The sequence below is a fragment of the Streptomyces sp. NPDC058274 genome, assembly GCF_042881375.1.
Lineage (GTDB): Bacteria > Actinomycetota > Actinomycetes > Streptomycetales > Streptomycetaceae > Streptomyces.
On sequence record NZ_JBHVXW010000001.1, the window covers coordinates 204119 to 229587 of the forward strand.

At 70.5% G+C, this 25469-nt stretch carries 22 protein-coding genes; 12 read left to right on the top strand and 10 right to left on the bottom strand.

The window, feature by feature from the left end; genetic code table 11:
• Positions 1-76 precede the first annotated feature (76 nt).
• Positions 77-748 (bottom strand): response regulator, encoded by a 672-nt coding sequence (locus ACFVYF_RS00950; protein ID WP_389448772.1) that lies wholly within the window; start codon positions 746-748, stop codon positions 77-79.
• Positions 749-980: 232 nt separating this feature from the next.
• Here ACFVYF_RS00950 and ACFVYF_RS00955 point away from each other — a divergent pair, with 232 nt between their 5' ends.
• Positions 981-1214 (top strand): hypothetical protein, encoded by a 234-nt coding sequence (locus ACFVYF_RS00955; protein ID WP_389448775.1) that lies wholly within the window; start codon positions 981-983, stop codon positions 1212-1214.
• A 130-nt stretch (positions 1215-1344) separates the two neighbouring features.
• The gene (locus ACFVYF_RS00960; protein ID WP_389448778.1) at positions 1345-1716 is read left to right on the top strand and encodes a response regulator; all 372 of its coding nucleotides are present in this window, start codon (positions 1345-1347) and stop codon (positions 1714-1716) included.
• A gap of 84 nt (positions 1717-1800) precedes the next feature.
• On the opposite strand, the gene ACFVYF_RS00965 is transcribed toward ACFVYF_RS00960, so the two are convergent.
• Both ACFVYF_RS00965 and ACFVYF_RS00970 read right to left on the bottom strand, forming a co-directional pair.
• The gene (locus tag ACFVYF_RS00965) at positions 1801-2697 is read right to left on the bottom strand and encodes a hypothetical protein (RefSeq protein ID WP_389448781.1); all 897 of its coding nucleotides are present in this window, start codon (positions 2695-2697) and stop codon (positions 1801-1803) included.
• Positions 2698-2702: 5 nt separating this feature from the next.
• Positions 2703-3302: a papain-like cysteine protease family protein gene (locus ACFVYF_RS00970; RefSeq protein ID WP_389448784.1), complete on the bottom strand. Its 600-nt coding sequence runs from the start codon at positions 3300-3302 to the stop codon at positions 2703-2705.
• Between the two features lie 228 nt (positions 3303-3530).
• On the opposite strand from ACFVYF_RS00970, the gene ACFVYF_RS00975 reads away from it, so the two are divergent.
• The 3 genes from ACFVYF_RS00975 (at position 3531) to ACFVYF_RS00985 (ending at position 6854) form a co-directional block, all read left to right on the top strand.
• The gene (locus ACFVYF_RS00975) at positions 3531-4478 is read left to right on the top strand and encodes a hypothetical protein (RefSeq protein WP_389448787.1); all 948 of its coding nucleotides are present in this window, start codon (positions 3531-3533) and stop codon (positions 4476-4478) included.
• Positions 4479-4825: 347 nt separating this feature from the next.
• Positions 4826-5905 (top strand): LacI family DNA-binding transcriptional regulator, encoded by a 1080-nt coding sequence (locus tag ACFVYF_RS00980; protein ID WP_389448789.1) that lies wholly within the window; start codon positions 4826-4828, stop codon positions 5903-5905.
• Positions 5906-5945: 40 nt separating this feature from the next.
• The gene (locus ACFVYF_RS00985; RefSeq protein ID WP_389448792.1) at positions 5946-6854 is read left to right on the top strand and encodes a carbohydrate kinase; all 909 of its coding nucleotides are present in this window, start codon (positions 5946-5948) and stop codon (positions 6852-6854) included.
• 181 nt (positions 6855-7035) lie between these two features.
• Here the strand turns inward: ACFVYF_RS00985 and uvrA are convergent, their stop codons facing one another.
• The gene (uvrA, locus tag ACFVYF_RS00990) at positions 7036-10089 is read right to left on the bottom strand and encodes an excinuclease ABC subunit UvrA (protein WP_389448795.1); all 3054 of its coding nucleotides are present in this window, start codon (positions 10087-10089) and stop codon (positions 7036-7038) included.
• A 222-nt stretch (positions 10090-10311) separates the two neighbouring features.
• On the opposite strand from uvrA, the gene ACFVYF_RS00995 reads away from it, so the two are divergent.
• From ACFVYF_RS00995 to ACFVYF_RS01015, 5 genes are all read left to right on the top strand, one after another.
• Positions 10312-11001 (top strand): maleylpyruvate isomerase family mycothiol-dependent enzyme, encoded by a 690-nt coding sequence (locus ACFVYF_RS00995; protein ID WP_389448798.1) that lies wholly within the window; start codon positions 10312-10314, stop codon positions 10999-11001.
• A gap of 9 nt (positions 11002-11010) precedes the next feature.
• Positions 11011-11667, top strand: coding sequence for an MBL fold metallo-hydrolase (locus ACFVYF_RS01000; protein ID WP_389448801.1), 657 nt, complete (start codon positions 11011-11013; stop codon positions 11665-11667).
• Positions 11668-12179: 512 nt separating this feature from the next.
• Entirely contained in the window at positions 12180-13061 is an 882-nt protein-coding gene (locus tag ACFVYF_RS01005; RefSeq protein ID WP_389448803.1) for an ABC transporter substrate-binding protein, read from the top strand.
• The gene (locus tag ACFVYF_RS01010) at positions 13058-13960 is read left to right on the top strand and encodes an amino acid ABC transporter permease (RefSeq protein WP_389448806.1); all 903 of its coding nucleotides are present in this window, start codon (positions 13058-13060) and stop codon (positions 13958-13960) included. The genes ACFVYF_RS01005 and ACFVYF_RS01010 overlap by 4 nt, the downstream gene beginning before the upstream one ends.
• The gene (locus ACFVYF_RS01015) at positions 13957-14709 is read left to right on the top strand and encodes an amino acid ABC transporter ATP-binding protein (RefSeq protein WP_389448809.1); all 753 of its coding nucleotides are present in this window, start codon (positions 13957-13959) and stop codon (positions 14707-14709) included. Before ACFVYF_RS01010 ends, ACFVYF_RS01015 begins: the two co-directional genes overlap by 4 nt.
• 72 nt (positions 14710-14781) lie before the next feature.
• On the opposite strand, the gene aroQ is transcribed toward ACFVYF_RS01015, so the two are convergent.
• A complete protein-coding gene (gene aroQ, locus ACFVYF_RS01020; RefSeq protein ID WP_389448811.1) occupies positions 14782-15255 on the bottom strand; it encodes a type II 3-dehydroquinate dehydratase in 474 nt (157 codons plus the stop codon).
• A 102-nt stretch (positions 15256-15357) separates the two neighbouring features.
• Between aroQ and ACFVYF_RS01025 the strand changes: the two genes are divergently transcribed.
• Together ACFVYF_RS01025 and ACFVYF_RS01030 are read left to right on the top strand one after the other, a co-directional pair.
• Positions 15358-16404, top strand: coding sequence for a S66 peptidase family protein (locus tag ACFVYF_RS01025; protein WP_389448814.1), 1047 nt, complete (start codon positions 15358-15360; stop codon positions 16402-16404).
• A 60-nt stretch (positions 16405-16464) separates the two neighbouring features.
• On the top strand, positions 16465-17769 hold the full coding sequence (locus ACFVYF_RS01030) for an MFS transporter (RefSeq protein ID WP_389448817.1): 1305 nt from the start codon (positions 16465-16467) through the stop codon (positions 17767-17769).
• 98 nt (positions 17770-17867) lie between these two features.
• On the opposite strand, the gene ACFVYF_RS01035 is transcribed toward ACFVYF_RS01030, so the two are convergent.
• The 5 genes from ACFVYF_RS01035 to uvrB all read right to left on the bottom strand — a co-directional run bounded on the left by ACFVYF_RS01035 (position 17868) and on the right by uvrB (position 25450).
• A complete protein-coding gene (locus tag ACFVYF_RS01035) occupies positions 17868-18968 on the bottom strand; it encodes a calcium:proton antiporter (protein WP_389448820.1) in 1101 nt (366 codons plus the stop codon).
• 226 nt (positions 18969-19194) lie between these two features.
• A complete protein-coding gene (locus ACFVYF_RS01040) occupies positions 19195-20190 on the bottom strand; it encodes a TerC/Alx family metal homeostasis membrane protein (RefSeq protein WP_389448823.1) in 996 nt (331 codons plus the stop codon).
• A gap of 284 nt (positions 20191-20474) precedes the next feature.
• On the bottom strand, positions 20475-22517 hold the full coding sequence (locus ACFVYF_RS01045) for a TerD family protein (protein WP_389448826.1): 2043 nt from the start codon (positions 22515-22517) through the stop codon (positions 20475-20477).
• A 45-nt stretch (positions 22518-22562) separates the two neighbouring features.
• A complete protein-coding gene (locus tag ACFVYF_RS01050; RefSeq protein WP_383280478.1) occupies positions 22563-23141 on the bottom strand; it encodes a TerD family protein in 579 nt (192 codons plus the stop codon).
• Positions 23142-23314: 173 nt separating this feature from the next.
• Positions 23315-25450 (bottom strand): excinuclease ABC subunit UvrB, encoded by a 2136-nt coding sequence (gene uvrB / locus ACFVYF_RS01055; protein ID WP_389448829.1) that lies wholly within the window; start codon positions 25448-25450, stop codon positions 23315-23317.
• Positions 25451-25469 lie beyond the last annotated feature (19 nt).

The following is a 25469-nucleotide window of genomic DNA, read 5'->3' on the forward strand; positions in this document are numbered from 1 at the left end:
GGGCTCCCGGCCGCGCCTGTGGACAGACCCCCGCGGTCGCGCCCTCCCGGGCGGCCGGCGGGACTCCGGAGAGCCGCTAGCGGGACTCCAGAAACGTCAGGACGGCAAGGACGCGTCGGTGGTCGTCGGGCTCCTCCTGGAGGCGCAGCTTGCCCAGGATGCTGCGGACGTGCTTCTCGACCGTTCCCTCGGTCACCCACAGCCGGCGGCCGATGCCGGCGTTGGAGCGCCCCTCGGCCATCAGGGCCAGCACCTCGCGCTCCCGGGAGCTGAGGAAGGCCAGCGGGTCGTCACGGTGCTGGGCGGAGACGAGCTCCTGCACCAGCGAGGGGTCGACCACCGAGCCGCCCTTGCCGATCCGGTCGAGCGTCTCGATGAACTCGTCCACCACGGTGATCCGGCTCTTGAGGAGGTAGCCGACCCTGCGCCCGCTCGCCAGCAACGCCAGGGCGTCCTCGACCTCGACATACGCGGACAGGACGAGGATCCCGAGCGCGGGGTGGCGCTCGCGGATGGTGCGGGCCGCCTTGAGCCCCTCCGTGGAGTGCGTCGGCGGCATCCTGATGTCGACGATCGCCAGGTCGGGCCGGCGCTCGGCGACCAGCTCCAGGAGCCCGACCGCGTCACCGGCCTGGCCCACCACCTCGTACCCCAGGCGTTCGCAGAGGCTGGCCAGTCCCTCCCTCAGGAGGACGTCGTCGTCGGCGAGAACCACCCGTCCGCGCGCGGCCTGCTGTGTCGCGTGCATGATCCGGCCCCCGTCCCCTGTGCCCAGCCCGGTGCGCCGTCAACAGCCTGCCGGAACAGGCGGCTTACGGCTAGCGGGAGTGCGCGATGGCGGTGGACGGGAAGTCCGGCTGGGTGCTGGCCGTGACGACACGCGGCCGTTTCGGGTCCATGCTCGAAGGAGTGCAGCACAGACAAGGAGCCCGCCACCCCGGGCGAGGGGCGGCGGAACGGCTACGGAAGGGCTGCGGGAGATGCGACGGACACGGATCGGGAGACGACGGCGGTCGGTCCGTGTCCGCCGCTACGACGGCTACGACGGCTACGACGGCTACGACGGCTACGACGGCTACGACGGCTACGACGGCAGCTTCGGAGACGTCGGAGACATCACCGGCATCGGTGGGCTCCTCGATCCGCGCGACCCCGATGTCGTGCGCGCCAAGCGCCTGCACCGGGCGCGACGGGACGGGACCGGCGACCGCTAGAGCCTGCGGCGTACCCCCTGTGACGTGTCGCTGCGCTGCGTGAACACCGGTACGTCCGGTCGGCGCGGGACGCCAGCACTTTCCGGCTAGCTGGAAGGCGCACATGTCGACCGCTTGGGAAGCTGTGCGCATGTCCCTGCGCTGTCTTCTCGTGGATGACAGCGCCCGCTTCATGGAGGCGGCGCGCGCCCTGCTGGAGCGTGGTGGGCTGGAGGTGGTCGGGGTCGCCTCGACGGGCGCGGAGGCCGTCGCACGAGCTGCGGAACTCACCCCGGACGTCGCCCTGGTCGATCTCGACCTCAACGGCGAGAACGGCTTCGACGTGGCACGCAGGCTCGTCACAGGCGTACCCGCGGTGATCCTGATCTCGGCCCACGCCCTGGAGGACGTCCAGGAGCTCGTGGCGGCCAGCCCTGCACGCGGTTTCCTGCCCAAGTCGGGCCTGTCGGTGCGGGCGATACGGGAGCTGCTGGACTCCGGGGACCCGTCACCCGGCGGCTGACCGCCTCCCCGAGGAACCGCGCCGACGCTCCAGGGGCGTCCGGTACGGGGCTCAAGGGGAGGCGCCCAGCCGCGGGTGAGCCGGTCAGCAGTCGGTCGTCCCGCGTCGTCGGCGCAGGGCCCACACGGCGCTCAGGGCGAGGGCCACGAGGGCACCGGCACCGGCCAGCGCCGAGACGACGGCGACAGCGGGGTCGGTGCTACCGGTCCGGTCTTCGTGCGATCCCCCTTGCGAGGTCGTGACCGCGGCACGGCCCGGCTCCAGGCGGCCACTGGTGAAGGCGGCCTCGGGACCGTAGCCGCCCGCCTCGCCGGACGTCGCGTACGGGGAGCCGGGGAGTTTGTCCGCGTAGGCCTGGTGGACCCGCGCCCGGTAGGCGTCCAGGGTGGTGCCCCGGGCACCGATCGCGCGACGGGCGTCCTCGTCGAGCGGAAGCACGCGCGCGTGCGACGCGACGTACCACGCGTCGATCTGCGGCTCGCGGAAAACCGTGCCTCCGGGCAGCGAACGCGCCCCCAGGGCGGCGTACTTGGTCTCGTCGTCCCCGGAGGCGATGTTCACCACCTGCCAGGTGCCGCCCCGCGGGGCCGTCCACACGGAGGCCTCACGTCCGTCGGCGGCGACAGCTCCGGTGGCCATGAAGACGAGCCGGGCCACCGGCGCGCCCTTCTTGCCGGCCACGAAATCCGGGGACAGGTAGCGGACGGGGACGGTGTCGTCGTCCACGCGTGCGTGGACGACGGTTCGTGAACCGGCGGCGTCGTGCGTTTCACCGGTGCCGGCGTCATGGGCGAAGAAGCGGGTGAGGGTGTCGAGGGTCGCGGGCGTGGTGGCGGCCCGGTGCGCCGCGGCCAGTGACGCAGGCGACGGGTCGACGGACGGACCGGTGCCGGCCCGCACGGAGGGGGCCCCGAGCCCGAGCAGGACCGCGGCGGAACAGCCGGCGAGTGCGGCCCTCGTGAGGCGGGTACGTCGGGTCATCGCCCTCACGCCCCGATCCGGTAGAGGGAGTGGGTCCAGGAGAACGACCCGTTGTCCACGTACCACGCGTGCGAGGCCCAGTTGTAGCGGTCGTTGGAGGGCCAGGGATCACCCCAGTAGACCCAGCCGTCGGCGTCGTCGTACCCGTAGACGACATGCATGTGGCCGCCGCCGCTCGACCACTGGATACGGGTCTCGACGGGTCTGTTCGCGTCGATCTCCGTACGCACGGTGGGATAGCGCAGCCAGCCGGTGACGTAGGAGCCGGGATTGATGCCCATCCGGTCCAGGCCGTCCTGGACGTTGCCCAGAGTGGCCTGGCTGTTGGGGCAGTCGCTGCCTGGCGCACGGCCGAAAGCGGCGTTGCAGAACTGGTTCTGCGAGGAGCTTCGGCCGAACCAGGTGGCGACCGTGTTCCCGCTCGCCGCCCAGCACCAGTTGCTCTTCTGCTGGGCCTGCATGGTGATGTCCAGCCGCTTGTACGCGGAGGGGGCCGCGTGGAGCGTGGACGTGCCGTCGGTGTGGGCGGCGGAGGCGGTGGCGGTCGGGCCGGCGCAGAGGGCCGCCAGCGCGGCCGCGAGAACGAAGAGCCTTCTGTGGCGCATCGCGTTCCTCCCGAGTGGGGTTCGAGGAGTGGAGGAGCGCGTCCGGACGCTGCGGTTGAGCATCAAGTGTTGTCGGGGCTTGGTCAACACGCTTCAATGCGGTGGAACTCGGGGCCGTGAACAGCGCCGTACGGATGTGAACACCCCGCGCACGCCCACCAGGCGGCCCCCAGGACTCGCGCGAACGGCCTGACCAGCCGTTGTGAACATTCACAGAAAGGCCCCAGCATGCGGCACGGCACACAGCACGCGGAACTCGCCCCGGCTGAGCTGGAGACGGCCCTGCGGGGCGGCCCCTTCCACATCGCGCTGCGCGCCGCGATAGCCGCCCGCGGACTGCCGCTGCAACGGGTACAGCACCATCTGTCGCGCTACGGCGTCAAGGTCGGGGTGACCAGCCTGAGTTACTGGCAGCAGGGCGCCCGGCGCCCGCAGCGCCCCGAGTCCCTGCGGGCCGTCCGCGCGCTGGAGGAGATCCTCCAGCTGCCGGAGGAGTCGCTGATCAGACTCCTCGCGAAAGCCGACGAGAACCCGGGCCGGGAACGTCCGGCGAGCCGTTCGTACCGCTCCTTGGTGGAGGCCTCCGGAGTACTGGAAGAGCTCCTCGGCGAACTGGAGTCACCGCTCGACGGCGGGCTGCACACGATCGGCCACCACGAGCGGGTCCACATCGGCGCGCACCGCGAACTGCAGGGCCGCGAGTCGCAGCACATAGTGCGCGCCCACAAGGACGGCGTGGACCGCTATGTGGCAATCCACCACGGCGACCCGGGGTGTACTCCGGAACGGATGGCGGTGCGCGCCCTGGAGAACTGCCGTACCGGACGCGTGCGGTGGCACCACGAGACCGGCGTGCTCGTGGCCGAGCTGCTCTTCGACACCCGGCTGCGCGCGGGCGACACGTACCTCTTCCGCTACGGCTTCGACGACGGAACTGCCGGCACGTCCTGCGAGTACCTCCGCGGATTCAGCTTCGCGGGCGGGCAGTACGCGCTCCAGGTGCGGTTCGACGAGCGGGCGCTGCCGGTGCGGTGCCACCGCTTCACCCAGCACTCGGCGGCGGCGCCGCGCAGTGGCCGCCAGGAGCTGACCCTGAGCGGGCAGCACCGCTCGGTGCATCTGGTCGAACCGCGCGTACGGTCCGGGATCGTCGGCATCGCGTGGGACTGGGAGTGAATCGCGCGGGACTGGGAGTGAGAGGACGCCGGGCCGGCCTGCACGCGGAGCTGCCGGCCCGGGACCAGGGCTGAGGTCCTTCGGGGGCTTTGGCGGTGAGGGCGTCGGTGGGGTGTCCGTGAGCCATCGGGACTCCGCGACGCCGGGACCCCGCGACGCCGGGACCCCGCGACCCGGGACCCCGCCCCGCGACCCCAGGGTGACGTAAGCGTTTACGTAGACGCTTACGCAAGCGTTTACGTCTGCCGCCGGATGCGATAGCTTCCCTTCCGCCCGGGCAAGTTCCGGGGGCAGCCGAACCCCACGACAGTGGGCCTGGGCTGCCGGGCTGCCGGGAAGGGAACACGATGGCGACGATGACCGATGTGGCACGGCACGCAGGGGTGTCCGTAGCGACCGTCTCGCACGTCCTGAACGAGACCCGCCCGGTGCGCCCGCACACCCGTCAGGCCGTCCTCGACGCGATCGACGAGCTGGGCTACACGCCCAACACGCTGGCCCGTTCGCTGGTCACCGCGCGCACGCGGTCCATTGGGCTCGCGGTGTCGGCGATCAGCAACCCGTACTTCACGGAGATCGTCCAGGGCGTGGAGGCCGGCGCGCTGGAGCACGGGTACAGCCTGCTCATCGCGGATCCGCACGACGACCCGGAGCATGAGCGCAGGGTGGTCCAACTCCTGCACGAGCGACGGGTGGACGGCATGATCGTCGCGCCCTCGGCGGACCCGCACGAGCTGCTCGGTTACCTGGCGCGGCACAACGTTCCGACGGTGTTCCTCGACCGGCTGGTCGACGCCCCGGCGGACTCCCCGTACCGCTTCGACCAGGTCGGAGCCGAGAACGTCGACCCCGTGGCGCAGCTGATGTCGCATCTCACCGGACTGGGCCACCGCCGTATCGGAATGGTCGCGGGTCTGTCCGGCCTCAGCACCACGACCGAGCGGATCGCCGGCTACCGCCTGGGTCTGGCGAGCGCCGGACTCCCGTATGACGAACGGCTCCTGGTGCACGGGGCGTCGGAGTCGGGGGCCGCCGAGCGGGCCACCGGTGCCCTGCTGTCCCTGGCGACATGGCCCACGGCGCTGGTCACGGGGAACAACGCGATGACCATCGGCACGCTGCGGGCCCTGCGCGACCGCGGCCTGTCGGTGCCGGACGACCTGGCCCTGTGCTGCTTCGACGACTTCGCGTGGGCGGACCTCTTCGCGCCCCGCCTCACCGCAGTCTCCCAGCCCAGCAAGGAGATCGGGGCACAGGCGGTCCGGCTGCTGCTCGACCGGCTGGCGTCCCCGGACCGCCCCGCCCGGACCGTCCGGCTGCCCTGCGCGTTCGTCCACCGCACCTCGTGCGGTTGCCCCACGGACTCCGCATCCGCCGACAGCGCCCCCAGAACCCCGGGAACCACCGAAACCCCCAAAACCCCCTGACCTCCGACAGCCCCAACAGCCCCGAGAAAGGATCCGTGTCGTGATCGTCGTCGCCGGTGAGGCACTGATCGACCTGGTACCGCAGGGCGCGGGTGCGCTCGTGGGCCTGTTGCCGCGGCTCGGCGGCGGCCCCTACAACACGGCGGTGGCGCTGGGCCGGCTCGGCTCCCCCACGGCCTTCTGCTCCCGCGTCTCGTCCGACGCCTTCGGGGAGGCTCTCCTGGCGGGGCTGCGCGACGCGGGCGTCGATGTGACGTCGGTACAGCGCGGCGGGGAACCCACGACCCTGGCCGTCGCCTCGATCGGCGCCGACGGCTCGGCCGCCTACTCCTTCTACGTGGAGGGCACGGCGGACCGGCTGTTCGCGGCACCCGCCCAACTCCCGGACGCCACCCGGGCGGTGTCCTTCGGCACCTGCTCGCTGGTCCTGGAACCGGGAGCGAGCGCGTACGAGGAGCTGATGCGGACCGCTGCCGCGCGCGGTGTCTTCACGGCGCTCGACCCGAACATCAGGGCCGGTCTGATCCCCGACGCGGACGCCTACCGGGCGCGGTTCAAGAGCTGGCTGCCTTCGGTGTCGCTGCTCAAGCTGTCCGCGGAGGACGCGGAGTGGCTCGGCGGTACTCCGCGCGAGTGGCTGGCGTCGGGACCCGCGGCGGTGGTGGTCACCCGGGGCGGGGAGGGCCTGACCGTCCACACCCCCGACGGTTCGGTGCACGTGGCCGGTGAACCGGTCGAGGTCGTCGACACGATCGGCGCCGGGGACACGGTGAACGCGGCACTGCTGCACGGCCTCGCCGCCCGGGACGCGCTCTCCCCCGCGGCGCTGGCCGGTCTGAGCGCGGACGGCTGGACCGAGCTGCTGCGGTTCGCCGCCCGCGCGGCCGCGATCACCTGCTCACGCGCGGGCGCGGAACCGCCGTACGCCTCCGAACTGGCCGGCCTCTGAGCCCGGCCGGCCGGATACCCGGCTGCCGACGACCCGCGGCGCCCCCGACTGCCGTGCATTGAGCCGGTCCGGCGCGGCGGTTGCGGCATCGTCACCGAGCGGCTGGAGGAACCGCAACGGGCAACGCCCCACGGGGAGTTCCCGTGGGGCGCCGCACTCTTCGGGGCCGGTCACTCCCGGATCAGGCCTTGCGAGCCCGCGTGGTGGTCTTCTTCGCGGGGGCCGCCTTCGCCGTCTTCCTGGTCGTCGCCGCCTTCTTGGTCGTCGCCGCCTTCTTGGTGGCGGTGTTGTTGACGGTCTTGGTGGCCGACTTCTTGGCCGTCGCCCCGGCCGCCACCGTCTTCTTGGCGGCGGTCTTGCGCGCCGCCTTCACGGGGGCGGCGTCGCTGATCCGGTCGGCGCCGAGGACATCGCGCAGGAACTTGCCGGTGTGGCTGGTGGCCACCCCGGCGACCTGCTCGGGGGTGCCCTCGGCGATGACGAGGCCACCGCCGTTGCCACCCTCGGGACCCATGTCGACGACCCAGTCGGCGGTCTTGATGACATCCAGGTTGTGCTCGATCACGATGACCGTGTTGCCCTTGTCGACCAGGCCGGACAGCACCTTGATGAGCTTGCTGATGTCCTCGAAGTGCAGACCGGTGGTCGGCTCGTCGAGCACGTACACCGTGCGTCCGGTGGAGCGCTTCTGGAGCTCGCTGGCGAGCTTGACGCGCTGCGCCTCACCACCGGAGAGCGTCGGCGCGGACTGGCCGAGCCGGACATAGCCGAGACCGACGTCGTTGAGCGTCCTGAGGTGGCGGGAGATCGCGGGCACGGCCTCGAAGAAGTCCAGGGCCTCCTCGATCGGCATGTCCAGGACCTCGGCGATGGACTTGCCCTTGTAGTGGACGTCCAGGGTCTCCCGGTTGTAGCGCGCCCCGTGGCAGACCTCGCACGGGACGTACACGTCCGGCAGGAAGTTCATCTCGATCTTGATCGTGCCGTCGCCGGAGCAGTTCTCGCAGCGGCCGCCCTTGACGTTGAAGGAGAAGCGGCCGGGCTGGTAGCCCCGCACCTTCGCCTCGGTGGTCTCCGCGAACAGCCTGCGGACGTGGTCGAAGACTCCGGTGTACGTCGCCGGGTTCGACCGGGGCGTACGGCCGATGGGCGACTGGTCGACGTGCACCACCTTGTCGACGAGGTCGTCGCCCTCCACGCGTGTGTGCCGCCCCGGAACGTTCCTCGCGCCGTTCAGCTCGCGGGCCAGGTGCGTGTACAGGATGTCGTTGACCAGCGTCGACTTGCCGGAGCCCGAGACGCCGGTGACGGCGGTGAGCACGCCCAGCGGGAAGGACACGTCGATGTCCTGGAGGTTGTTCTCCCTGGCGCCGTGCACCGTGAGCCTGCGGCTCGGGTCGGCGGGCCGGCGGATGTCCGGAAGGGCGATCTCCTTCTTGCCCGAGAGGTACTGCCCCGTCATCGACTCGGGGTTCGCGAGCAAGTCCTTCAAGGAGCCGCTGTGCACGACCTTGCCGCCGTGCTCTCCGGCGCCGGGGCCGATGTCGACGACCCAGTCGGCGACCTTGATGGTGTCCTCGTCGTGCTCGACGACGATGAGCGTGTTGCCCATGTCGCGCAGCCGGACCAGGGTCTCGATCAGACGGTGGTTGTCCCGCTGGTGCAGGCCGATGGACGGTTCGTCGAGGACGTACAGGACGCCCACGAGGCCGGAGCCGATCTGCGTCGCCAGGCGGATGCGCTGGGCCTCGCCTCCGGAGAGGGTGCCGGCCGCGCGGTTCAGCGACAGATAGTCGAGGCCCACGTCGACCAGGAAGCGCAGCCGTTCGTTGACCTCCTTCAGGACGCGCTCGGCGATCTTCTTGTCGCGCGCGTTGAGCTTCAGTTCACCGAGGAAGTCCGCGCAGTCGCTGATGGACATCGCGGCGACTTCGGCGATCGACTTTTCCATGACCGTGACCGCCAGGACGAGCGGCTTCAGGCGCGTGCCGTGACACGTGGGGCAGGGCACCTCGCGCATGTAGCCCTCGAAGCGCTCGCGGCTCGCGTCGCTCTCCGCCTCGCTGTGCCGCCGCTTCACGAAGGGGAGGGCACCCTCGAAGGGGGTCGTGTAGACCCGCTCGCGGCCGTACCTGTTGCGGTAGCGGACCTCGATCTGGGTCTTGTGGCCGTAGAGCAGGGCCTTCCTGGCGCGCTGCGGAAGACCCGCGAAGGGGATGTCGGTCCGGAATCCCAACGCGTCCGCGAGGGCTCCGACGAGCCGCCCGAAGTACTCCTTCGTGTGCCCGTGCGACCAGGGGTGGATGGCGCCCTCGTCGAGGGACTTCTCCTCGTCCGGGACGAGGAGCTCGGGGTCGACCTCCATGCGCGTACCGATACCGGAGCAGTCGGGGCAGGCACCGAAGGGCGAGTTGAAGGAGAAGGAGCGGGGCTCCAGCTCCTCGAAGGACAGGTCGTCGTACGTGCAGTACAGGTGCTCCGAGTACATCCGCTCGCGCTCGGGGTCGTCGGCCGGGAGGTCGACGAAGTCGAGCACGACCATGCCGCCGGACAGGCCGAGGGCGGTCTCCACGGAGTCGGTGAGGCGGCGCTTGGCGCCCTCCTTCACCGTGAGGCGGTCGACGACCACCTCGATGGTGTGCTTTTCCTGCTTCTTCAGCGTGGGCGGCTCGGTGAGCTGGATCGTCTCGCCGTCGACCCGGGCCCGGCTGTAGCCCTTCGTCTGCAGATCGGAGAAGAGGTCGACGAACTCCCCCTTGCGCTCGCGCACCAGCGGGGAGAGGACCTGGAAGCGGCTCCCCTCCGGCAGCTCCAGGACCTTGTCGACGATGGCCTGCGGCGACTGGCGCGTGATGGAGCGGCCGCACTCGGGGCAGTGCGGCTTGCCGATGCGCGCGAAGAGGAGCCGCAGATAGTCGTAGACCTCGGTGATGGTGCCGACGGTCGAGCGCGGGTTGCGCGAGGTCGACTTCTGGTCGATGGAGACGGCCGGCGAGAGGCCCTCGATGAAGTCGACGTCCGGCTTGTCCATCTGACCGAGGAACTGGCGGGCGTACGACGAGAGCGACTCGACATAGCGGCGCTGCCCCTCGGCGAAGATCGTGTCGAAGGCGAGGGAGGACTTGCCCGACCCCGACAGGCCCGTGAAGACGATGAGCGAGTCGCGCGGGAGGTCGAGCGAGACATTCTTGAGATTGTGCTCGCGCGCTCCACGGATGATGAGACGGTCGGCCACGCCGGTCCGCACCTTTCTAGAGAGAAGTGACAGGGGCGGGGCCCCCGTCCTTTTCAGACTAGGGGGAGCCACTGACAGCGCCGGGAAGTTTCCTCGGTTGCTAACAAACCCGGGTCTTCAAGCATGCCCGACGCCTCGACCGAGGTTATAGCACGCGCATTCGATTTGCGGACCACGTCCACCGGCTTCACCCGAATGTGTGGTGGAGCTATCGTCTGCCCCATGAACGATCATGTGCGCGACCTGGCGTCTGTACGTGACGCGACCGAGCGGCTGCTCAGCGCAGCCGCCGCACTGGACAACGCCGCTGTGACCCAGCAGTCACGGCTTCCCGGCTGGAGCCGCGGCCATGTCCTCGCCCATGTCGCCCTCAACGCGGACGCCCTCATCAACGTCCTCGCGGGCCGCCCGATGTACGCCTCGGCGGAAACCCGTGACGCGGACATCGAACGGGACGCCCCGCGCCCCCTGGACACCCAGCTCGCGGACATCCGCGCGAGCGCCGCCCGCTTCCAGGAGGCCGGCGCCCGGCCCGCGGACTGGTCCCGCACGGTGACGCTGCGCAACGGGGTCACGGACTCCGCCTCCCGCGTACCGTTCCGGCGGTGGATCGAGGTGGAACTGCACCACGTGGACCTGGGGATCGGGTACGAGCTCGAAGACCTTCCGCAGGAGTTCACGGAGCGCGAGATCGGGTTCCTGGCCGAACGGTTCGCGGGCCACCCCGACGTGCCGCCCACCCGCCTCACGGACGGCACGCACGCGTGGCGCACGGGACGCGGCACGGAGGGCACCCCGGAGGTCACCGTGACCGGCCCCGCGCCCGCGCTCCTCGGCTGGCTCGCGGGGCGCCGGGAGGGCACCGGCCTGACCGTCGACGGCGACCTGCTCCCCGCCCTCCCGCCGCTATAGGCTGCCGCCATGACGTACAGCGGAGCGGTGAAGGTCGGCGGCCCTGCCGATGTGCACGAGCTGCAGGACCTGATGATCTCCAAGGTCGCAGTCGGCCCGATGGACAACAACGCCTATCTGCTGCGCTGTCGGGCCACCGACGAGCAGCTGCTGATCGACGCGGCGAACGACGCCTCGACGCTGCTCACCCTGATCGGTGACGACGGCATCGCGTCCGTGGTCACCACCCATCAGCACGGCGACCACTGGCAGGCACTCGCGGAGGTCGTGGCGGCGACGGGCGCGCGCACCTACGCGGGCCGGGACGACGCGGACGGCATCCCGGTGCCGACCGACGTCCCGGTGGGCGACGGCGACACGATCCGGGTGGGGCGCGTGGAACTCACCGCGCGCCATCTGGTGGGGCACACGCCGGGCTCGATCGCTCTCGTCTACGACGACCCGCACGGGCATCCCCATGTGTTCACCGGGGACTGTCTCTTCCCGGGTGGTGTGGGCAACACACGTAAGGATCCGGAGGCCTTCGCCAGCCTGATCCATGACGTGGAGACGAAGATCTTCGCGGCGCTGCCGGACGAGACCTGGGTCTACCCGGGACACGGCAACGACACGACGCTGGGCGCGGAGCGCCCGCACCTTCCGGAGTGGCGCGCACGGGGCTGGTGACGCGCCCGCCCGAACCGTTCCGTACGGCGCCCGCGGCGACCGCCCGCCGGCCGCCGGCCAGGGGCGGGCGGCCCCGAGTCCCCGCTCCGCGCGGTCCTCGTCGGCGCGCAGACCGGAGCCGGGCTTGCGGACCGTGGCCCGGTCCCGGCGCTGCCGTCCGGGGCGCGTGAACCGTCCGACGACTGCTGCGCCGGGAGCGCGGCCCACCGCCCGGTGGGACCGAACGCGCCCCGTGTGAAACGAACACACGCGCCGGTGCCGCACACGCGCTCCCGGCGCGTGCACTGGTGCAGTCCACTGGAAGCAGCCCCGCTCAGGATGACGGCTCCTGCGCGGAACGGGCCGCCGGCCTCTCGATCCCCGCCCTCGGCCGGCGGCCCCGGCGAAGCCCCGACCGGGCGGCCGGCGGGCTCCCGGCGAGCGTTCACAAGAACGCAACACACGTTCCCACTATGCGGACAATTGTCCCTGTGACCTCGACAAACGGGACGTCGCACTGTCACTCTCCCGCCATGCATCTCGCCCAACGCGCCCTGCGCCGCGCCGCGTCCACCGCCACAGTCGCCCTGCTCGCCGTCGCCGTGGGCTGTGCTCCGCAGCCGGACGAGGCGAGCGACAAGGCCTCCGGGACACCCGGGAAGACCTGCGCGAAGGGCAAGTTGACCACCGAGGCGGCCGGGAAGCTGACCATCGCGACCGACGAGCCCGCCTACGAGCCCTGGTTCAAGGACGGCAAGCCGGCCAACGGCAAGGGCTTCGAGTCAGCGGTCGCCTACGCCGTGGCACAGCAGCTCGGCTACGACAAGGGTGACGTCGTCTGGCAGAGCGTCCCCTTCAACAAGGCCTTCGCGCCCGGCGAGAAGACCTTCGACTTCGACATCAACCAGGTGTCCATCAGCACCGAGCGCAAGAAGGCCGTGGACTTCTCGTCCGGCTACTACGACGTCCGCCAGGCCGTCATCGCGCTGAAGGGTTCCAAGGCCGCGAAGGCGACGAGCATCGCGGACCTCAAGGACGTGAAGCTGGGCGCCCAGGTGGGCACCACCAGCCTCAACTACATCGACGACGTGGTGAAGCCGAAGCAGCAGCCGGCCGCGTACGCGAAGAACGACCAGGCCAAGTCCGCGCTGAAGAACGGCCAGGTCGACGCCATCGTCACCGACCTGCCGACCGCCTTCTACATCACGGCGGCCGAGGTGACGGACGCGAAGATCGTCGGGCAGTTCGAGAACCAGGGCGGCACGCCCGAGCAGTTCGGGCTCGTCCTCGACAAGGGCAGCGCGCTGACCTCCTGCGTGACCGGTGCCGTGGACGCCCTGCGCAAGGACGGCACGCTCGCGAGGATCGAGAAGCAGTGGCTGTCCGACGCCGTCGACGCCCCGGTGCTCAAGTGACGCTCCTGAAGGAGGAGTCCGGTGAGGACTCCGGCGAAGGAGACATGCGCGAGGCGTACGTCCCCTCGCAGCGGCGGATCGAGCGGGAGCGCTTCAAGCGCACCCGCGCCCGCCGCGCGACGGCGATCGCCGCACTCTCGACACTCGTCACCGGCGTCTTCCTCTATCTCGTCGTCGTCAGCGCGCCGGGCTGGCCGCGCACCAAGGAGACGTTCTTCAACGCGCGGTACGCGCGCGAGGCGCTCCCCAAGGTGCTCGAAGGGCTCTGGCTCAACGTCCGGCTGCTCCTCGTCTGCGGTGCCGCGGTCCTCGTGCTCGGCATGCTCATCGCCGTCGCCCGCACCCTGCGCGGGCCGGTCTTCTTCCCGCTGCGGGCACTGGCGGCCGCGTACACCGACTTCTTCCGCGGCCTCCCGCTGATCATCAACCTGATGATCGTGGTCCTGGGTGTACCGGCGCTGCGGCTGCAGGGCGTGACGGTGGACCCCGTGCTCCTGGGCGGTACGGCACTCACCCTGACGTATTCGGCCTACGTCGCCGAGGTGTTCCGCGCCGGCATCGAGTCCGTCCATCCCTCACAGCGGGCGGCCGCCCGCTCGCTGGGCCTCACCAATCGGCAGGCCCTGCGCTACGTGGTGCTGCCCCAGGCCGTACGACGCCAGGTACCGCCGCTCCTGAACGACCTGGTGTCCCTCCAGAAGGACACCGGACTCGTGTCGATCGGCGGCGCGGTCGACGCCGTGCGTGCCGCCGACATCATCGTGGGCCGCAGCCTCAACTACACGCCGTACATCGTCGCGGGACTCGTCTTCGTCGCGCTGACCATCCCGATGACCCGCTTCACGGACTGGGTCACGGCCCGGATGGACCGCCGGCGGGCCCAGGGAGGGACCATATGAGCAACTCCCCCGTGCTCCGCATGGAGTCCGTCCGCAAGACCTTCGGCGACTCGGTCGTGCTGCGGGACGTCGACCTGGAGGTCGCCCCGCACACGGTGACCGCGCTGATCGGCGCCTCCGGCTCCGGCAAGTCGACCCTGCTGCGCTGCGCGAACCTCCTCGAAGAGATCGACGACGGAGCGATCTGGCTGGACGACGAGGAGATCACCGACCCCCGGGCCGACCAGGACGCCGTACGCCGCCGCATCGGCGTGGTCTTCCAGGCGTACAACCTCTTTCCGCACATGACCGTCCTGGAGAACATCACGCTCGCCCCGCGCCGCGTGCACGGCGTGGACCGCGCGAAGGCCGAGGAGCACGCCCGTGAGCTGCTCGACCGGCTCGGGCTCGGCGCCAAGGCGGGCGAGTACCCGGACCGGCTGAGCGGCGGCCAGCAGCAACGGGCCGCGATCGTCCGCGCCTTGGCCGTACGTCCCCGGCTGCTGCTCCTCGACGAGGTCACCGCCGCCCTCGACCCGGAGCTCGTGGGCGAAGTCCTCAGCGTCGTCCGGGACTTGAAGGACGACGGGATGACCATGGTGCTGGCCACGCACGAGATGGGATTCGCCCGAGAGGTCGCGGACCAGGTCTGCTTCCTGGACGGAGGTGTGGTCCTCGAACGGGGCACGGCCGAGGAGGTCTTCGGGGACCCGCGCCAGGAGCGGACCCAGCGCTTTCTGCGGCGGATCGTGGAGGCGGGCCGGCTCTGAGCGAGCCCCGGCCCTCCCCTCACCGGGTCCGCGGGCACGCTCCGCCGGGCGGATACGCGCCGCCGACGGCCGTCAGGCCTCCGCCTTACCCGTCCCCGCCAGCGCGGCGACCCGCTCCACCGCGAAGGCGTACCCCTGCACGCCGCAGCCGGCGATCACTCCGTCGGCGCGGAGCGAGACGTACGAGTGGTGCCGGAACGCCTCGCGCTGATGGATGTTGGAGATGTGGACCTCCACCACGGGCAGGCCGTCGCAGGTGTTGAGCGCATCCAGGATCGCGACGGAGGTGTGCGAGTAGGCGGCCGGGTTGATCACGATCCCCGCGTGGTTCAGCCGGGCCTCGTGGATCCATTCCACCAGTTCGCCCTCGTGGTTGGACTGGCGGAAGTCGACCGTGCCGCCGTGCGCGGCCGCCGCCTTGGCGCACAGCGCCTCGACGTCGGCGAGGGTGTCGGAACCGTAGATCTCCGGCTGACGCTGCCCGAGGAGATTCAGATTGGGCCCGTTGAGGATCATGATCGGGGCGTTGGCGAGGGTGCGGGGCACGGTTCCTCCGGTCCTTCCAGGTCGGCCGGCCCGTTCAGGACCGCTGCTCGGACCCGGTTTATCACGGTGCAGTTCACGGCTGACGCCCCGTACCCTCGCGCCATGGCAACGCCTTCCTACCCTCCGAAGCCCGCGCCCGGGGACCGGGTAGCGGTGCTCTCGCCGTCCGCCGCACTGCCCGGGCTCTTCCCGCTCCCTTACGAGCTGGGCCTGGAGCGGCTGCGCAAGCAGTTCGGTCTCGAACCGGTCGAGTACCCGGCGACCCGGAAGACCGGTTCGACCCCGCAGGAGCGCGCCGACGACATCCACGCGGCGTTCGCCGATCCGGCCGTCAAGGCGGTCTTCGCGTCGATCGGCGGCGACGACCAGATCACCGTGCTGCCGCTGCTGGACCGGGAGTTGCTGCGCGCCCACCCGAAGCCGTTCTTCGGCACGAGCGACAACACCAATCTGCTGGCGTATCTGTGGAACACGGGAATCGTCGGCTGTCACGGCGCGAGCGTGATGTGCGAACTCGGCCGGCCGGGCGCCATGGACCCGCTGACCGCCGAGTCGCTGCGCGCCGCCCTCTTCACCTCGGGACCCTACGAACTGCGTGCCGCCGAGCGCTTCCGCGACGTCGACAGCCCCTGGGACGACCCGGCGACCTTCGACCGGGAACCTCCGATGGAACCGGGCAGCGGCTGGACCTGGCACCGCCCGGACCGCGTGGTCGAGGCCCGCTCCTGGGGCGGCAACATCGAGATCCTGTCCTGGCTGCTGATGGCCGACCGCGAGGTGTCCCGTGACCTCTCCGTGTACGACGGCCACGTGCTGTTCCTGGACACCTCGGAGGACATGCCGAAGGCCGACGACGTCTTCTGGATCCTGCGCAGCATGGGAGAACGCGGGCTGCTGGGGCGGTTCCCCGCGCTGCTGATGGGGCGCCCGAAGGCATGGTCCTTCACGCAGCCCAACGACGCCGCCGCGAAGGCCCGTTACACGCGGGACCAGCGGCAAGCGGTACTCAAGGCCGTCGACATATATGCGCCGGACATGATGGTCGTCTTCGATGTGGACCTCGGTCACACCGATCCGCAAATCGTCATCCCCTATGGAGGCACGATTCGCGTCGACGGCCCCGCGCGGCGCATCACGGTCACCTACTGACGCTCCACGCGCCTCCGCACGCCCCCGTAACCGCTGGTCACTGTGGGTAGTTGACGCGGCATGCACGACGTACGCTCCGTAAAGGGGCCCTCCATGCTCCGGCTCGCGGCCGCCTCCCTCGCCGGGACGGCCATCGAGTTCTACGACTTCTTCGTCTACGGGACCGCGGCAGCGCTGGTCCTGGGCCCGCTGTTCTTCCCGACGTTCTCGCCGTTGGCGGGGACTCTGGCGGCGTTCGGGACGTTCGCGGCCGGCTTCGTCGCACGGCCGCTCGGCTCGGTGCTCTTCGGGCACATCGGGGACCGGCGCGGGCGCCGGCCGGTCCTTGTCGCCTCGCTGTTGCTGACCGGCGCGGCGACGGTCGCCGTCGGGTGCGTGCCGACGTACGAGTCGATCGGCGTCGCCGCTCCGGTGCTCCTGCTGGTGCTGCGTTTTCTGCAGGGGCTCGGGCTCGGCGGCGAGTGGGGCGGGGCGGTGCTGCTGACCGCGGAACACGCGCCCGCGGCGCGGCGGGGGCTCTGGTCGAGCTTCCCGCAGATCGGCCCGGCGCTGGGGTTCCTACTGGCCAACGGCGTGATGCTGGCGCTGTCGGCAGCCCTGTCCGAGGCGCAGTTCGCGGCCTGGGGCTGGCGGGTGCCCTTCTGGGCGGCGGGCGTGCTCGCGCTGGCTGGACTGTGGCTGCGCGGCTCGCTCCCGGAGAGCCCGGGCTTTCTCGAACTGCGGGAGCACGCACGCGTGCCGCTCGCCGAGGTGGTGCGCGGCCACTGGCGGCTCGTCCTGCTGACGGCCGGCGGGCTCGCGGTCGGATACGCGGTGTTCTACGCGGTGACCACCTGGGCGCTCGCCTATGGCGTCGAACGGCTCGGGGTGAGCCGTACGGTCATGCTGTCCTGCATCATGGCCGCGGTCGTCGTGAAGGGCGCCGTGACCCCGCTGATGGCGCTCCTCGGTGACCGCTACGGACGGCGCCCGCTGTGCCTGGTGGGCTGTGCCGCTGCCGCGGTGTGGATGTTCCCGATGGTCGCCCTGCTGTCGACGGGCGAACCGCTGCTGATGTTCCTCGGCTTCCTGGTCGCGCTCCTCGCGTTCATCACGATGTTCGCCGTGATCGCCGCGTATCTGCCGGAGTTGTACGAGCCTCGCGTGCGCTGCACCGGCGCGGCGGTCGGCTACAACCTCGGCGGGGTGCTCGGGGGCGCCCTCACCCCCATCGTGGCGACGGCTGTGGCCCGGGGAGAGGGCGTCCCCTGGGGCGTGGCCGCGTATCTGACCGCCATCGCCCTGCTGAGCCTGGGGTGCTTCGCGCTGTTGCCGGAGACGCGGCCGGTGCCCCGGCTGGCCGTCGTGCAGGCGGCCGCCGACTGACCGCCGGGTCCCGGCCCAGGGTCTGTCCGGTGGATCTTGCGGTTCCGTCCCCACGGTGCCTGGGGACAGGGGCGACCTACCGCACGATCCGCCGGACCCTAGGGGTTGACCGCCAGTTCCAGATAGGCCGCGAAGAGCACCAGGTGCACGCCTCCCTGGAGCGGGGTGGCACGGCCGGGCACGACGGTCAGAGAGCTCACCACGACGGTCAGTGCCAACAGCACCATGTGGAGCGGGTCGAGGCCGAGTACGAGCGGTCCGGAGAGCCACACCGTGGCCAGGGCGACGGCGGGGATCGTCAGGCCGATGCTGGCCATCGCCGAACCGAGAGCGAGGTTCAGACTGGTCTGCACCCGGTCGCGGCGGGCCGAGCGCACCGCGGCGATGGTCTCGGGGAGCAGGACGAGCAGCGCGATGATCACGCCGACCACGGCCTGCGGCATCCCGGCCGCCTCCACTCCCGACTCGATCGTGGGCGACACGCCCTTGGCGAGGCCGACCACACCGACGAGGGCCAGGCCGAGCAGGCCCAGGCTGATGGCGGCCGTACGGGCGGAAGGGGCGTCGGCGTGGTCGTCCGCGTCGATGACCTCGCCCTGCCGGGTGATCGGGAGGAAGTAGTCGCGATGGCGCACGGTCTGGGTCGTGACGAACAGGCCGTACAGGACCAGCGAAGCCAGCGCGGCGAACGTCAGCTGCGCCGAGGAGAACTCCGGCCCCGGCCTGCTGGTGGTGAACGTGGGCAGCACCAGGCTGAGCGTGGCCAGCGTCGCGACCGTCGCGAGCGCGGCACCGGTGCCCTCCGCGTTGAAGACCGCGAGGCCGTGGCGCAACGAGGCGACGAGCAGGCACAGGCCGACAATGCCGTTGCACGTGATCATCACGGCTGCGAACACCGTGTCGCGGGCAAGGGTCGAGCTCTTGTCGCCGCCGTCCACCATCAGGGTGACGATCAGCGCGACTTCGATGATCGTGACCGCGACGGCGAGGACCAGGGATCCGAAGGGCTCGCCTACGCGGTGCGCGATCACCTCGGCGTGGTGGACCGCGGCCAGGACCGACCCGGCGAGGACCACCGTCACGAGCGCCACGACGGCGCCCGGCAGATCGCGCCCCCAGGTGAAGGCCAGCAGAACGATCGCGAGCGCCGGCACCACGGTCGTCCACTGCGTCGCGAGTGACCGGAGCCGAACGATCATGCAGCGATCGTCGCAGACGCGCCCGGACGCCGCACTCGGTGACGTGGGATCCCCCGTGAGGCCTCCGCGACGGACCCGACCGGGCACACGCCCCGAGAGGCCCCCGGCTCGCGCTCCCTGGGAGCACCCTCACAGCGCGAGTCGCCGCCGGGGGCGGTGGCCGGCAGTTCGCCCGGTCACCGCCCCCGGGGGGTGGGCGTGCTGACGGCTTCCGTTGCCGGCGCCGTCAAACGTCGATGCTGTCCTTCGGCAGCTCCGGCGCCTTCCGGGCCTCTTCCGCCGCCTGCTTCCTGGAGGCGATCAGGCTGGTGATCGTGGTGATGACCAGGACCCCGCAGATCACACCGAGCGAGACCGGGATGGATATCTCGGGAACATGGACCCCGGACTCGTGCAGCGCGTGCAGGACCAGCTTGATGCCGATGAAGCCGAGGATGACGGACAGGCCGTAGCTGAGGTGGACCAGCTTCCGCAGCAGGCCCCCGATCAGGAAGTACAGCTGGCGCAGACCCATCAGCGCGAACGCGTTGGCCGTGAAGACGATGTACGGGTCCTGCGTCAGGCCGAAGATCGCGGGGATCGAGTCGAGTGCGAAGAGGACGTCGGTGGTGCCGATCGCGAGCATCACGACCAGCATCGGCGTCATGACGCGCTTGCCGTTCTGCCGGATCCACAGCTTGGTGCCGTGGTAGCGGTCGGCCACGCCGAAGCGTCGCTCAGCCGCCTTGAGCAGCCGGTTCTCCTCGAACTCCTCATCGTCCTCGTCGGCCCGGGCCTCCTGGATCAGCTTCCAGGCGGTGTAGATGAGGAACGCGCCGAAGATGTAGAAGACCCACGCGAAGCTCGCGATGATCGCGGCTCCAGCGGCGATGAATATCGCGCGCAGGACGAGGGCGATGAGCACACCGACCAGCAGCACCCGCTGCTGGTACTGCGAGGGCACCGCGAACTTCGCCATGATCAGAACGAAGACGAAGAGGTTGTCGACGCTCAGTGACTTCTCGGTGATGAAGCCGGCGAAGAACTCTCCGGAGGGCTCGCCGCCGGAGAAGACGAGCAGCCCGAGGCCGAACAGTCCGGCCAGGGCGATCCAGACGACCGTCCAGATTCCGGCTTCCTTGATCGATACGTCGTGGGGCTTGCGCCCGATGAAGAAGTCGACCGCGATCAGTGCGGCAAGACCCACGATGGTCAGGACCCACAGGGTCAGGGAAACATTCACTGCGCCTCCGGCAGTACGTAACGGCAGATTTCAGCGTCGTCGCTACCGGAGGTCTCTTCCACCCGAGGCGAGGAGACGCGTGCCGCGTCCGACGCCTGCGGGCCGGCGCCCCGGGATCTGGCCTGATCCGTATTGACGGGTACGCCGCAGTTGGTAGGGAGTACTCCCCTCCGTACGGAAAACAGTACCCGAATCACCAAGGAAAGGTAAAGAGATTGGTAAAAGAAAAGCCAAGTCAGCAGGTCGGGGGGCTTTACGAATGCTTGGTGATGGCTCCGCCGGGCTCAGCGGTTCCAGGAGCGGCGGGCCGCTGCCACCTGGGCGAGCACCTGCTGGAGCACCTGGCTGCCGGGCGGCACGAGCGAGGGCTCGTAGGTCCAGGCGTGACCGACCCACGGGTCGGCGAGGTGGTCGTCGGGCACTGGCGTGAGCCGCAGGAGCGAGCGCCAGAGGGGATCCAGCAGCGGCCCGTACGCCGCCGCCTCCTCCCGGTCCGCGACCATCATCAGATGGACACCGACGGAGGGGCCCTCGTCTGCGAGATAGCGCAGCTGGGTCACGGCACGGTCGTCGAACCCGTGCGGGAAATCGTGGACGATCAACAGCTGCTGCGCCGTATCGAGGTCGGGCGGCAGGGCGTCGGCCGCGCCACCGCGCACCGCCATCTGCACCAGGTCCACGCGCTGCGTGAGGCGGGTCAGGACGTCGGCCACGCCCGCGGCGCCCACGGCGGGCGGACCGGCCAGCACATCTGACTGCACCAGCGGTGCGAGCGAAGCAGCGGCCGCACCGGCCGCGTCGATGACATGCACCGTGAAGTCGCCCGCCGGATGGGCCGCGAGCAGCCGCGCGGCATGCGCCGCCGCCGCGTCCATGGCCAGCCGCCGCAACGCGTCGGGGTCGGAAAGTGAGTCGTCGAGGGAGGAGCGGCCGCTGTCGATCCACAGACCGCGCTCCAGCGGCAGCCGGACCAGCATCGGGATGCTCAGTCCCTCGCTCTCGGGGAGATGGAGATCGCCCAGGCGCAGGGCCATCGGGACCTCCATGGGCACCCGGTAGCCCTGCCAGACCGGGCTGTCCCAGCGCGCGTACGCGGGCGGCAGCGCCGGCTCGACCACCTCGGCCTCCGCGGTGAGCTGCGCGAGGTCCCGGTCGAGCACGGCCCTGGCCTGGTCGACCAGCTGGGCGTGCTTGGCCTGGGCGGCCTCGCGTGCGGCGTCGCCCTGACCGCCGATCCGGCTGCGCGGGTCGGAGAGGACCTTGTCGAGCTCCTGCTCCATCCGCGAGTCGGCGAAGTCGACGGCACTGCGATACGCGGCCATCGTGCGTGCCAGGTCCTCGAACATGCCCCAGACCTGGTTGTACAGGCGCTCCTCCATGGACCAGCCGGTCGCGTCGCCCGCGACGGGCTGTGCCGGCTGACCGGGCGGAGTGGGAGGGGCGACCGGCGGAGGCGGCGGCGGTGCGGCGCTCTGGCGGCGCGGATGGCTGTAGTCGACCGGTCCGCCGGCGGCGGGTGCGGCGGGCTGGGTGACAGTGGCGGGATCCGGCTGGCCGAGCCCTCCGGACTGACCCCCCTGGGCCGCGGCGGCGCCCGACGCGTCGTACGGGGACGAGGGCTGCGGCACGCCGGGGCGGGTCTGCTGCGGGGATACGTCGCCGGAAGCCCCCGGGGGCCCGGCGTACGGCTGGTCCGGTCCCGGACCAGAGGCGGCCGCCTGCCGTGAGCGGTCCGCGTCGGACGGGCGGGGCGGGGGTGCGGCCACCGAGCGGGCCAGGCCCGTGGCCACCGCCTCGTTGATGCTTCCCGCGAGCTGTCGGGCCTCGGGCAGGCCCTGGTCGGTGAGCAGGTCGGCGAGGCCGCCCGCGTATCCCTGGCCGACCGCGCGCACCTTCCAGGCGCCCTGTCTGCGGTAGAGCTCCAGAGCGACGACCGCGGACTCGGCGTCCAGGCCGGTGAGGGTGTAGCTGGCCACCTCGGAACCGTCGAGTCCGGTGACCGCGACGAAGGGGGCGGCGACAGCGCCGAACCGGACCGGGCCGCCGACCCCGGTCGGCAGGGCCAGCAGCACACTGACCCGGTGCACGGAATCCGGCAGGGCCTCCAGGTCGAACGCGAGGCGGTGGTTGGCCGCCGCCTGCTTGGAGACCTCGAGTCCGGGCAGGGTGGGCGAGCCCGGATGGGCCACCCACTCGACACCGCGGACCTTGCCCTGCTCGTCGCTGAGCGTGGCCCCGGCCACGATCGGCTTGCCTGCCGAAACGCGGACCTCAAGACGGACCTGGGAGAGCGGATGGTTCTGCCCCCGGGTCAGCTCGGCCGTCATCGCCTTGTCCCCCTACGTCGCTTCGTGTGCTGCGCGCCCGGCTGCCTACAGGTGCGGCAGGATCGCCGGCATCAGGTCCTGGAAGGTACGGCCGTTGGCCGGCGTACCGAGGGCGGTCATCTGCCAGCCCGTGCCCGCGCGGTGCACCTTCGCCATGATCTGGGCCGTGTACTGTCCGCCGCCCGCCAGCGTGTAACGGGCGAGCTCCTGGCCGTTGGTCTCGTCGACCAGACGGCAGAAGGCGTCCTGCACCTCCTGGAACGTCTGTCCGGTGAACGAGTTCACGGTGAAGACGATCTGGTCGATGTGGACCGGGACGCGCTGCAGGTCGACGACGATCGACTCGTCGTCGCCGCCCTGGCCCACACCACCGACCAGGTTGTCACCGGTGTGCCGCACGGAACCGTCGTCACTGACGAGGTGACGGAAGAACACGACGTCGACGGGCTGCTTGTCCGCGAACAGCACGGCGGAGGCGTCGAGGTCGATCTCCCGGGTGCGCGAGCCGAACAGCCCACGCCGGGGGGCGGCCTGCCAGCCGAGCCCCATACGCACCGCGGTCAGGGTGCCTCCGTCGTTCTTCTGCAGACTGATGGCCTGACCCTTGGTCATGTTGACCGTCACGCGCTGATCCCCTCTCGAACTGTCCCCTGTTGCCGCGGAGTCCGCGGATGACCAGAACCCTACGCAGCGGCACTGACAGCGCCGAACCCTGGGGCGCACTTTGTGTCGGTCTTGCAACACAGCGCGTGTACCCGGGGCCCGCCGCGGCGGGCCCCCGGACGGACGGCCGGCCGTCAGGCCAGACCCCCCTCCCTCATCTGCCGGAGCTCCTTCTTCATCTCGGACACCTCGTCGCGCAGCCGTGCAGCGATCTCGAACTGCAGATCGGCTGCGGCGGCCCGCATCCGCTCCGTCATCTCCTCGATCTGCCCGGCCAGTTCGGCAGCGGGACGGTCAGTGGGGACGGTCTCGCCGGCCTTGCCCTTGGCGGACCTGGCCGCCTTGCCGGCCTTGCCGAGCGCGGGCACCGGAGCCTTGGCGCCCTTGCCGTCCTTCGACTTGCGGTAGCCCGAGCCGAGCAGCTGTTCGGTGTCGACGTCCTCGCGGGCGATCTGCGCCACGATGTCATTGATCTTCTTGCGCAGGGGCTGGGGGTCGATGCCCCGCTCCTCGTTGTACGCGACCTGCTTCTCCCGGCGGCGGTTGGTCTCCTCGATGGCCTTCTCCATCGCCGGGGTGATCCTGTCGGCGTACATGTGGACCTGACCGGACACGTTGCGCGCGGCGCGGCCGATGGTCTGGATGAGCGACGTACCCGACCGCAGGAACCCTTCCTTGTCGGCATCGAGGATCGCCACCAGGGAGACCTCGGGCAGGTCGAGGCCCTCGCGGAGGAGGTTGATGCCGACGAGGACGTCGAACTCTCCCGCGCGCAGTTCGCGCAGCAGCTCGACGCGGCGCAGGGTGTCGACGTCACTGTGCAGATAGCGCACCTGGATGCCGAGCTCCAGGAAGTAGTCCGTGAGGTCCTCGGCCATCTTCTTGGTGAGCGTGGTGACGAGGACGCGCTCGTCCTTCTCGGTGCGCTTGCGGATCTCGTGCACCAGGTCGTCGATCTGGCCCTCGGTGGGCTTGACCACGACCTCGGGGTCGATCAGGCCGGTGGGACGGATGATCTGCTCGACATAGCCGTCGCCCCGGGAGAGCTCGTACTTGCCCGGGGTGGCCGACAGATAGACCGTCTGGCCGACGCGCTCCTGGAACTCCTCCCACTTCAGCGGGCGGTTGTCCAGCGCGGAGGGCAGCCGGAAGCCGTGGTCGACGAGGGTGCGCTTGCGCGAGGCGTCGCCCTCGTACATGGCGCCGATCTGCGGCACGGTGTTGTGCGACTCGTCGATGACCAGCAGGAAGTCGTCCGGGAAGTAGTCGAGCAGCGTGTTCGGCGGGGAGCCTGGTTCACGGCCGTCGAAGTGCATCGAGTAGTTCTCCACGCCGGAGCAGGAGCCGATCTGACGGAGCATCTCGAGGTCGTACGTCGTGCGCATCCGCAGGCGCTGGGCCTCCAGGAGCTTGTTCTGCTTCTCCATCTCGGCGAGGCGGGTCTCGAGCTCCTTCTCGATGTCATTGACGGCGCGCTCCATGCGTTCGGGGCCCGCCACGTAGTGGGACGCCGGGAACACGTAGAGCTGGTCGTCGTCGCTGATGACCTCGCCGGTGAGCGGGTGCAGGGTGGAGAGGGCCTCGATCTCGTCGCCGAACATCTCGATGCGGACGGCCAGCTCTTCGTAGACCGGGAAGATCTCGATGGTGTCGCCGCGGACGCGGAAGGTGCCGCGGGAGAAGGCGACGTCGTTGCGCGTGTACTGGATGTCCACGAAGCGGCGCAGCAGGTCGTCGCGGTCGATCTCGTTGCCGACCTTGAGGGTGACCATCCGGTCCACGTATTCCTGCGGCGTACCGAGGCCGTAGATGCAGGAGACCGAGGCGACCACGATGACGTCGCGGCGGGTGAGCAGCGAGTTGGTCGCGGAGTGGCGCAGGCGCTCGACCTCCTCGTTGATCGAGGAGTCCTTCTCGATGTAGGTGTCCGACTGCGGGACGTACGCCTCGGGCTGGTAGTAGTCGTAGTACGAGACGAAGTATTCGACCGCGTTGTTCGGCAGCAGCTCGCGGAACTCGTTGGCCAGCTGGGCGGCCAGGGTCTTGTTCGGCGCCATCACGAGCGTGGGGCGCTGGAGCTTCTCGATCATCCACGCGGTGGTGGCGGACTTGCCGGTGCCGGTCGCGCCCAGCAGGACGACATCCTTCTCACCTGCGCGGATGCGCTTTTCGAGCTCGGCGATGGCCGTCGGCTGGTCACCGCTCGGCTGGTAGGAGCTGACGACCTCGAAGGGCGCCACCGAACGTTCGATCTTGGAAACGGGCCGCATGGAATCAACCGTACGACCC

What these genes read in the sequence shown, in the direction of transcription:
- ACFVYF_RS00950 (WP_389448772.1), bottom strand. Translation starts at nt 748, where the DNA reads ATGCACGCGACACAGCAGGCCGCGCGCGGACGGGTGGTTCTCGCCGAC.
- ACFVYF_RS00955 (WP_389448775.1), top strand. Translation starts at nt 981, where the DNA reads ATGCGACGGACACGGATCGGGAGACGACGGCGGTCGGTCCGTGTCCGC.
- ACFVYF_RS00960 (WP_389448778.1), top strand. Translation starts at nt 1,345, where the DNA reads ATGTCCCTGCGCTGTCTTCTCGTGGATGACAGCGCCCGCTTCATGGAG.
- ACFVYF_RS00965 (WP_389448781.1), bottom strand. Translation starts at nt 2,697, where the DNA reads ATGACCCGACGTACCCGCCTCACGAGGGCCGCACTCGCCGGCTGTTCC.
- ACFVYF_RS00970 (WP_389448784.1), bottom strand. Translation starts at nt 3,302, where the DNA reads ATGCGCCACAGAAGGCTCTTCGTTCTCGCGGCCGCGCTGGCGGCCCTC.
- ACFVYF_RS00975 (WP_389448787.1), top strand. Translation starts at nt 3,531, where the DNA reads ATGCGGCACGGCACACAGCACGCGGAACTCGCCCCGGCTGAGCTGGAG.
- ACFVYF_RS00980 (WP_389448789.1), top strand. Translation starts at nt 4,826, where the DNA reads ATGGCGACGATGACCGATGTGGCACGGCACGCAGGGGTGTCCGTAGCG.
- ACFVYF_RS00995 (WP_389448798.1), top strand. Translation starts at nt 10,312, where the DNA reads ATGAACGATCATGTGCGCGACCTGGCGTCTGTACGTGACGCGACCGAG.
- ACFVYF_RS01000 (WP_389448801.1), top strand. Translation starts at nt 11,011, where the DNA reads ATGACGTACAGCGGAGCGGTGAAGGTCGGCGGCCCTGCCGATGTGCAC.
- ACFVYF_RS01005 (WP_389448803.1), top strand. Translation starts at nt 12,180, where the DNA reads ATGCATCTCGCCCAACGCGCCCTGCGCCGCGCCGCGTCCACCGCCACA.
- ACFVYF_RS01015 (WP_389448809.1), top strand. Translation starts at nt 13,957, where the DNA reads ATGAGCAACTCCCCCGTGCTCCGCATGGAGTCCGTCCGCAAGACCTTC.
- ACFVYF_RS01025 (WP_389448814.1), top strand. Translation starts at nt 15,358, where the DNA reads ATGGCAACGCCTTCCTACCCTCCGAAGCCCGCGCCCGGGGACCGGGTA.
- ACFVYF_RS01030 (WP_389448817.1), top strand. Translation starts at nt 16,465, where the DNA reads ATGCACGACGTACGCTCCGTAAAGGGGCCCTCCATGCTCCGGCTCGCG.
- ACFVYF_RS01035 (WP_389448820.1), bottom strand. Translation starts at nt 18,968, where the DNA reads ATGATCGTTCGGCTCCGGTCACTCGCGACGCAGTGGACGACCGTGGTG.
- ACFVYF_RS01045 (WP_389448826.1), bottom strand. Translation starts at nt 22,517, where the DNA reads ATGACGGCCGAGCTGACCCGGGGGCAGAACCATCCGCTCTCCCAGGTC.
- uvrB (WP_389448829.1), bottom strand. Translation starts at nt 25,450, where the DNA reads ATGCGGCCCGTTTCCAAGATCGAACGTTCGGTGGCGCCCTTCGAGGTC.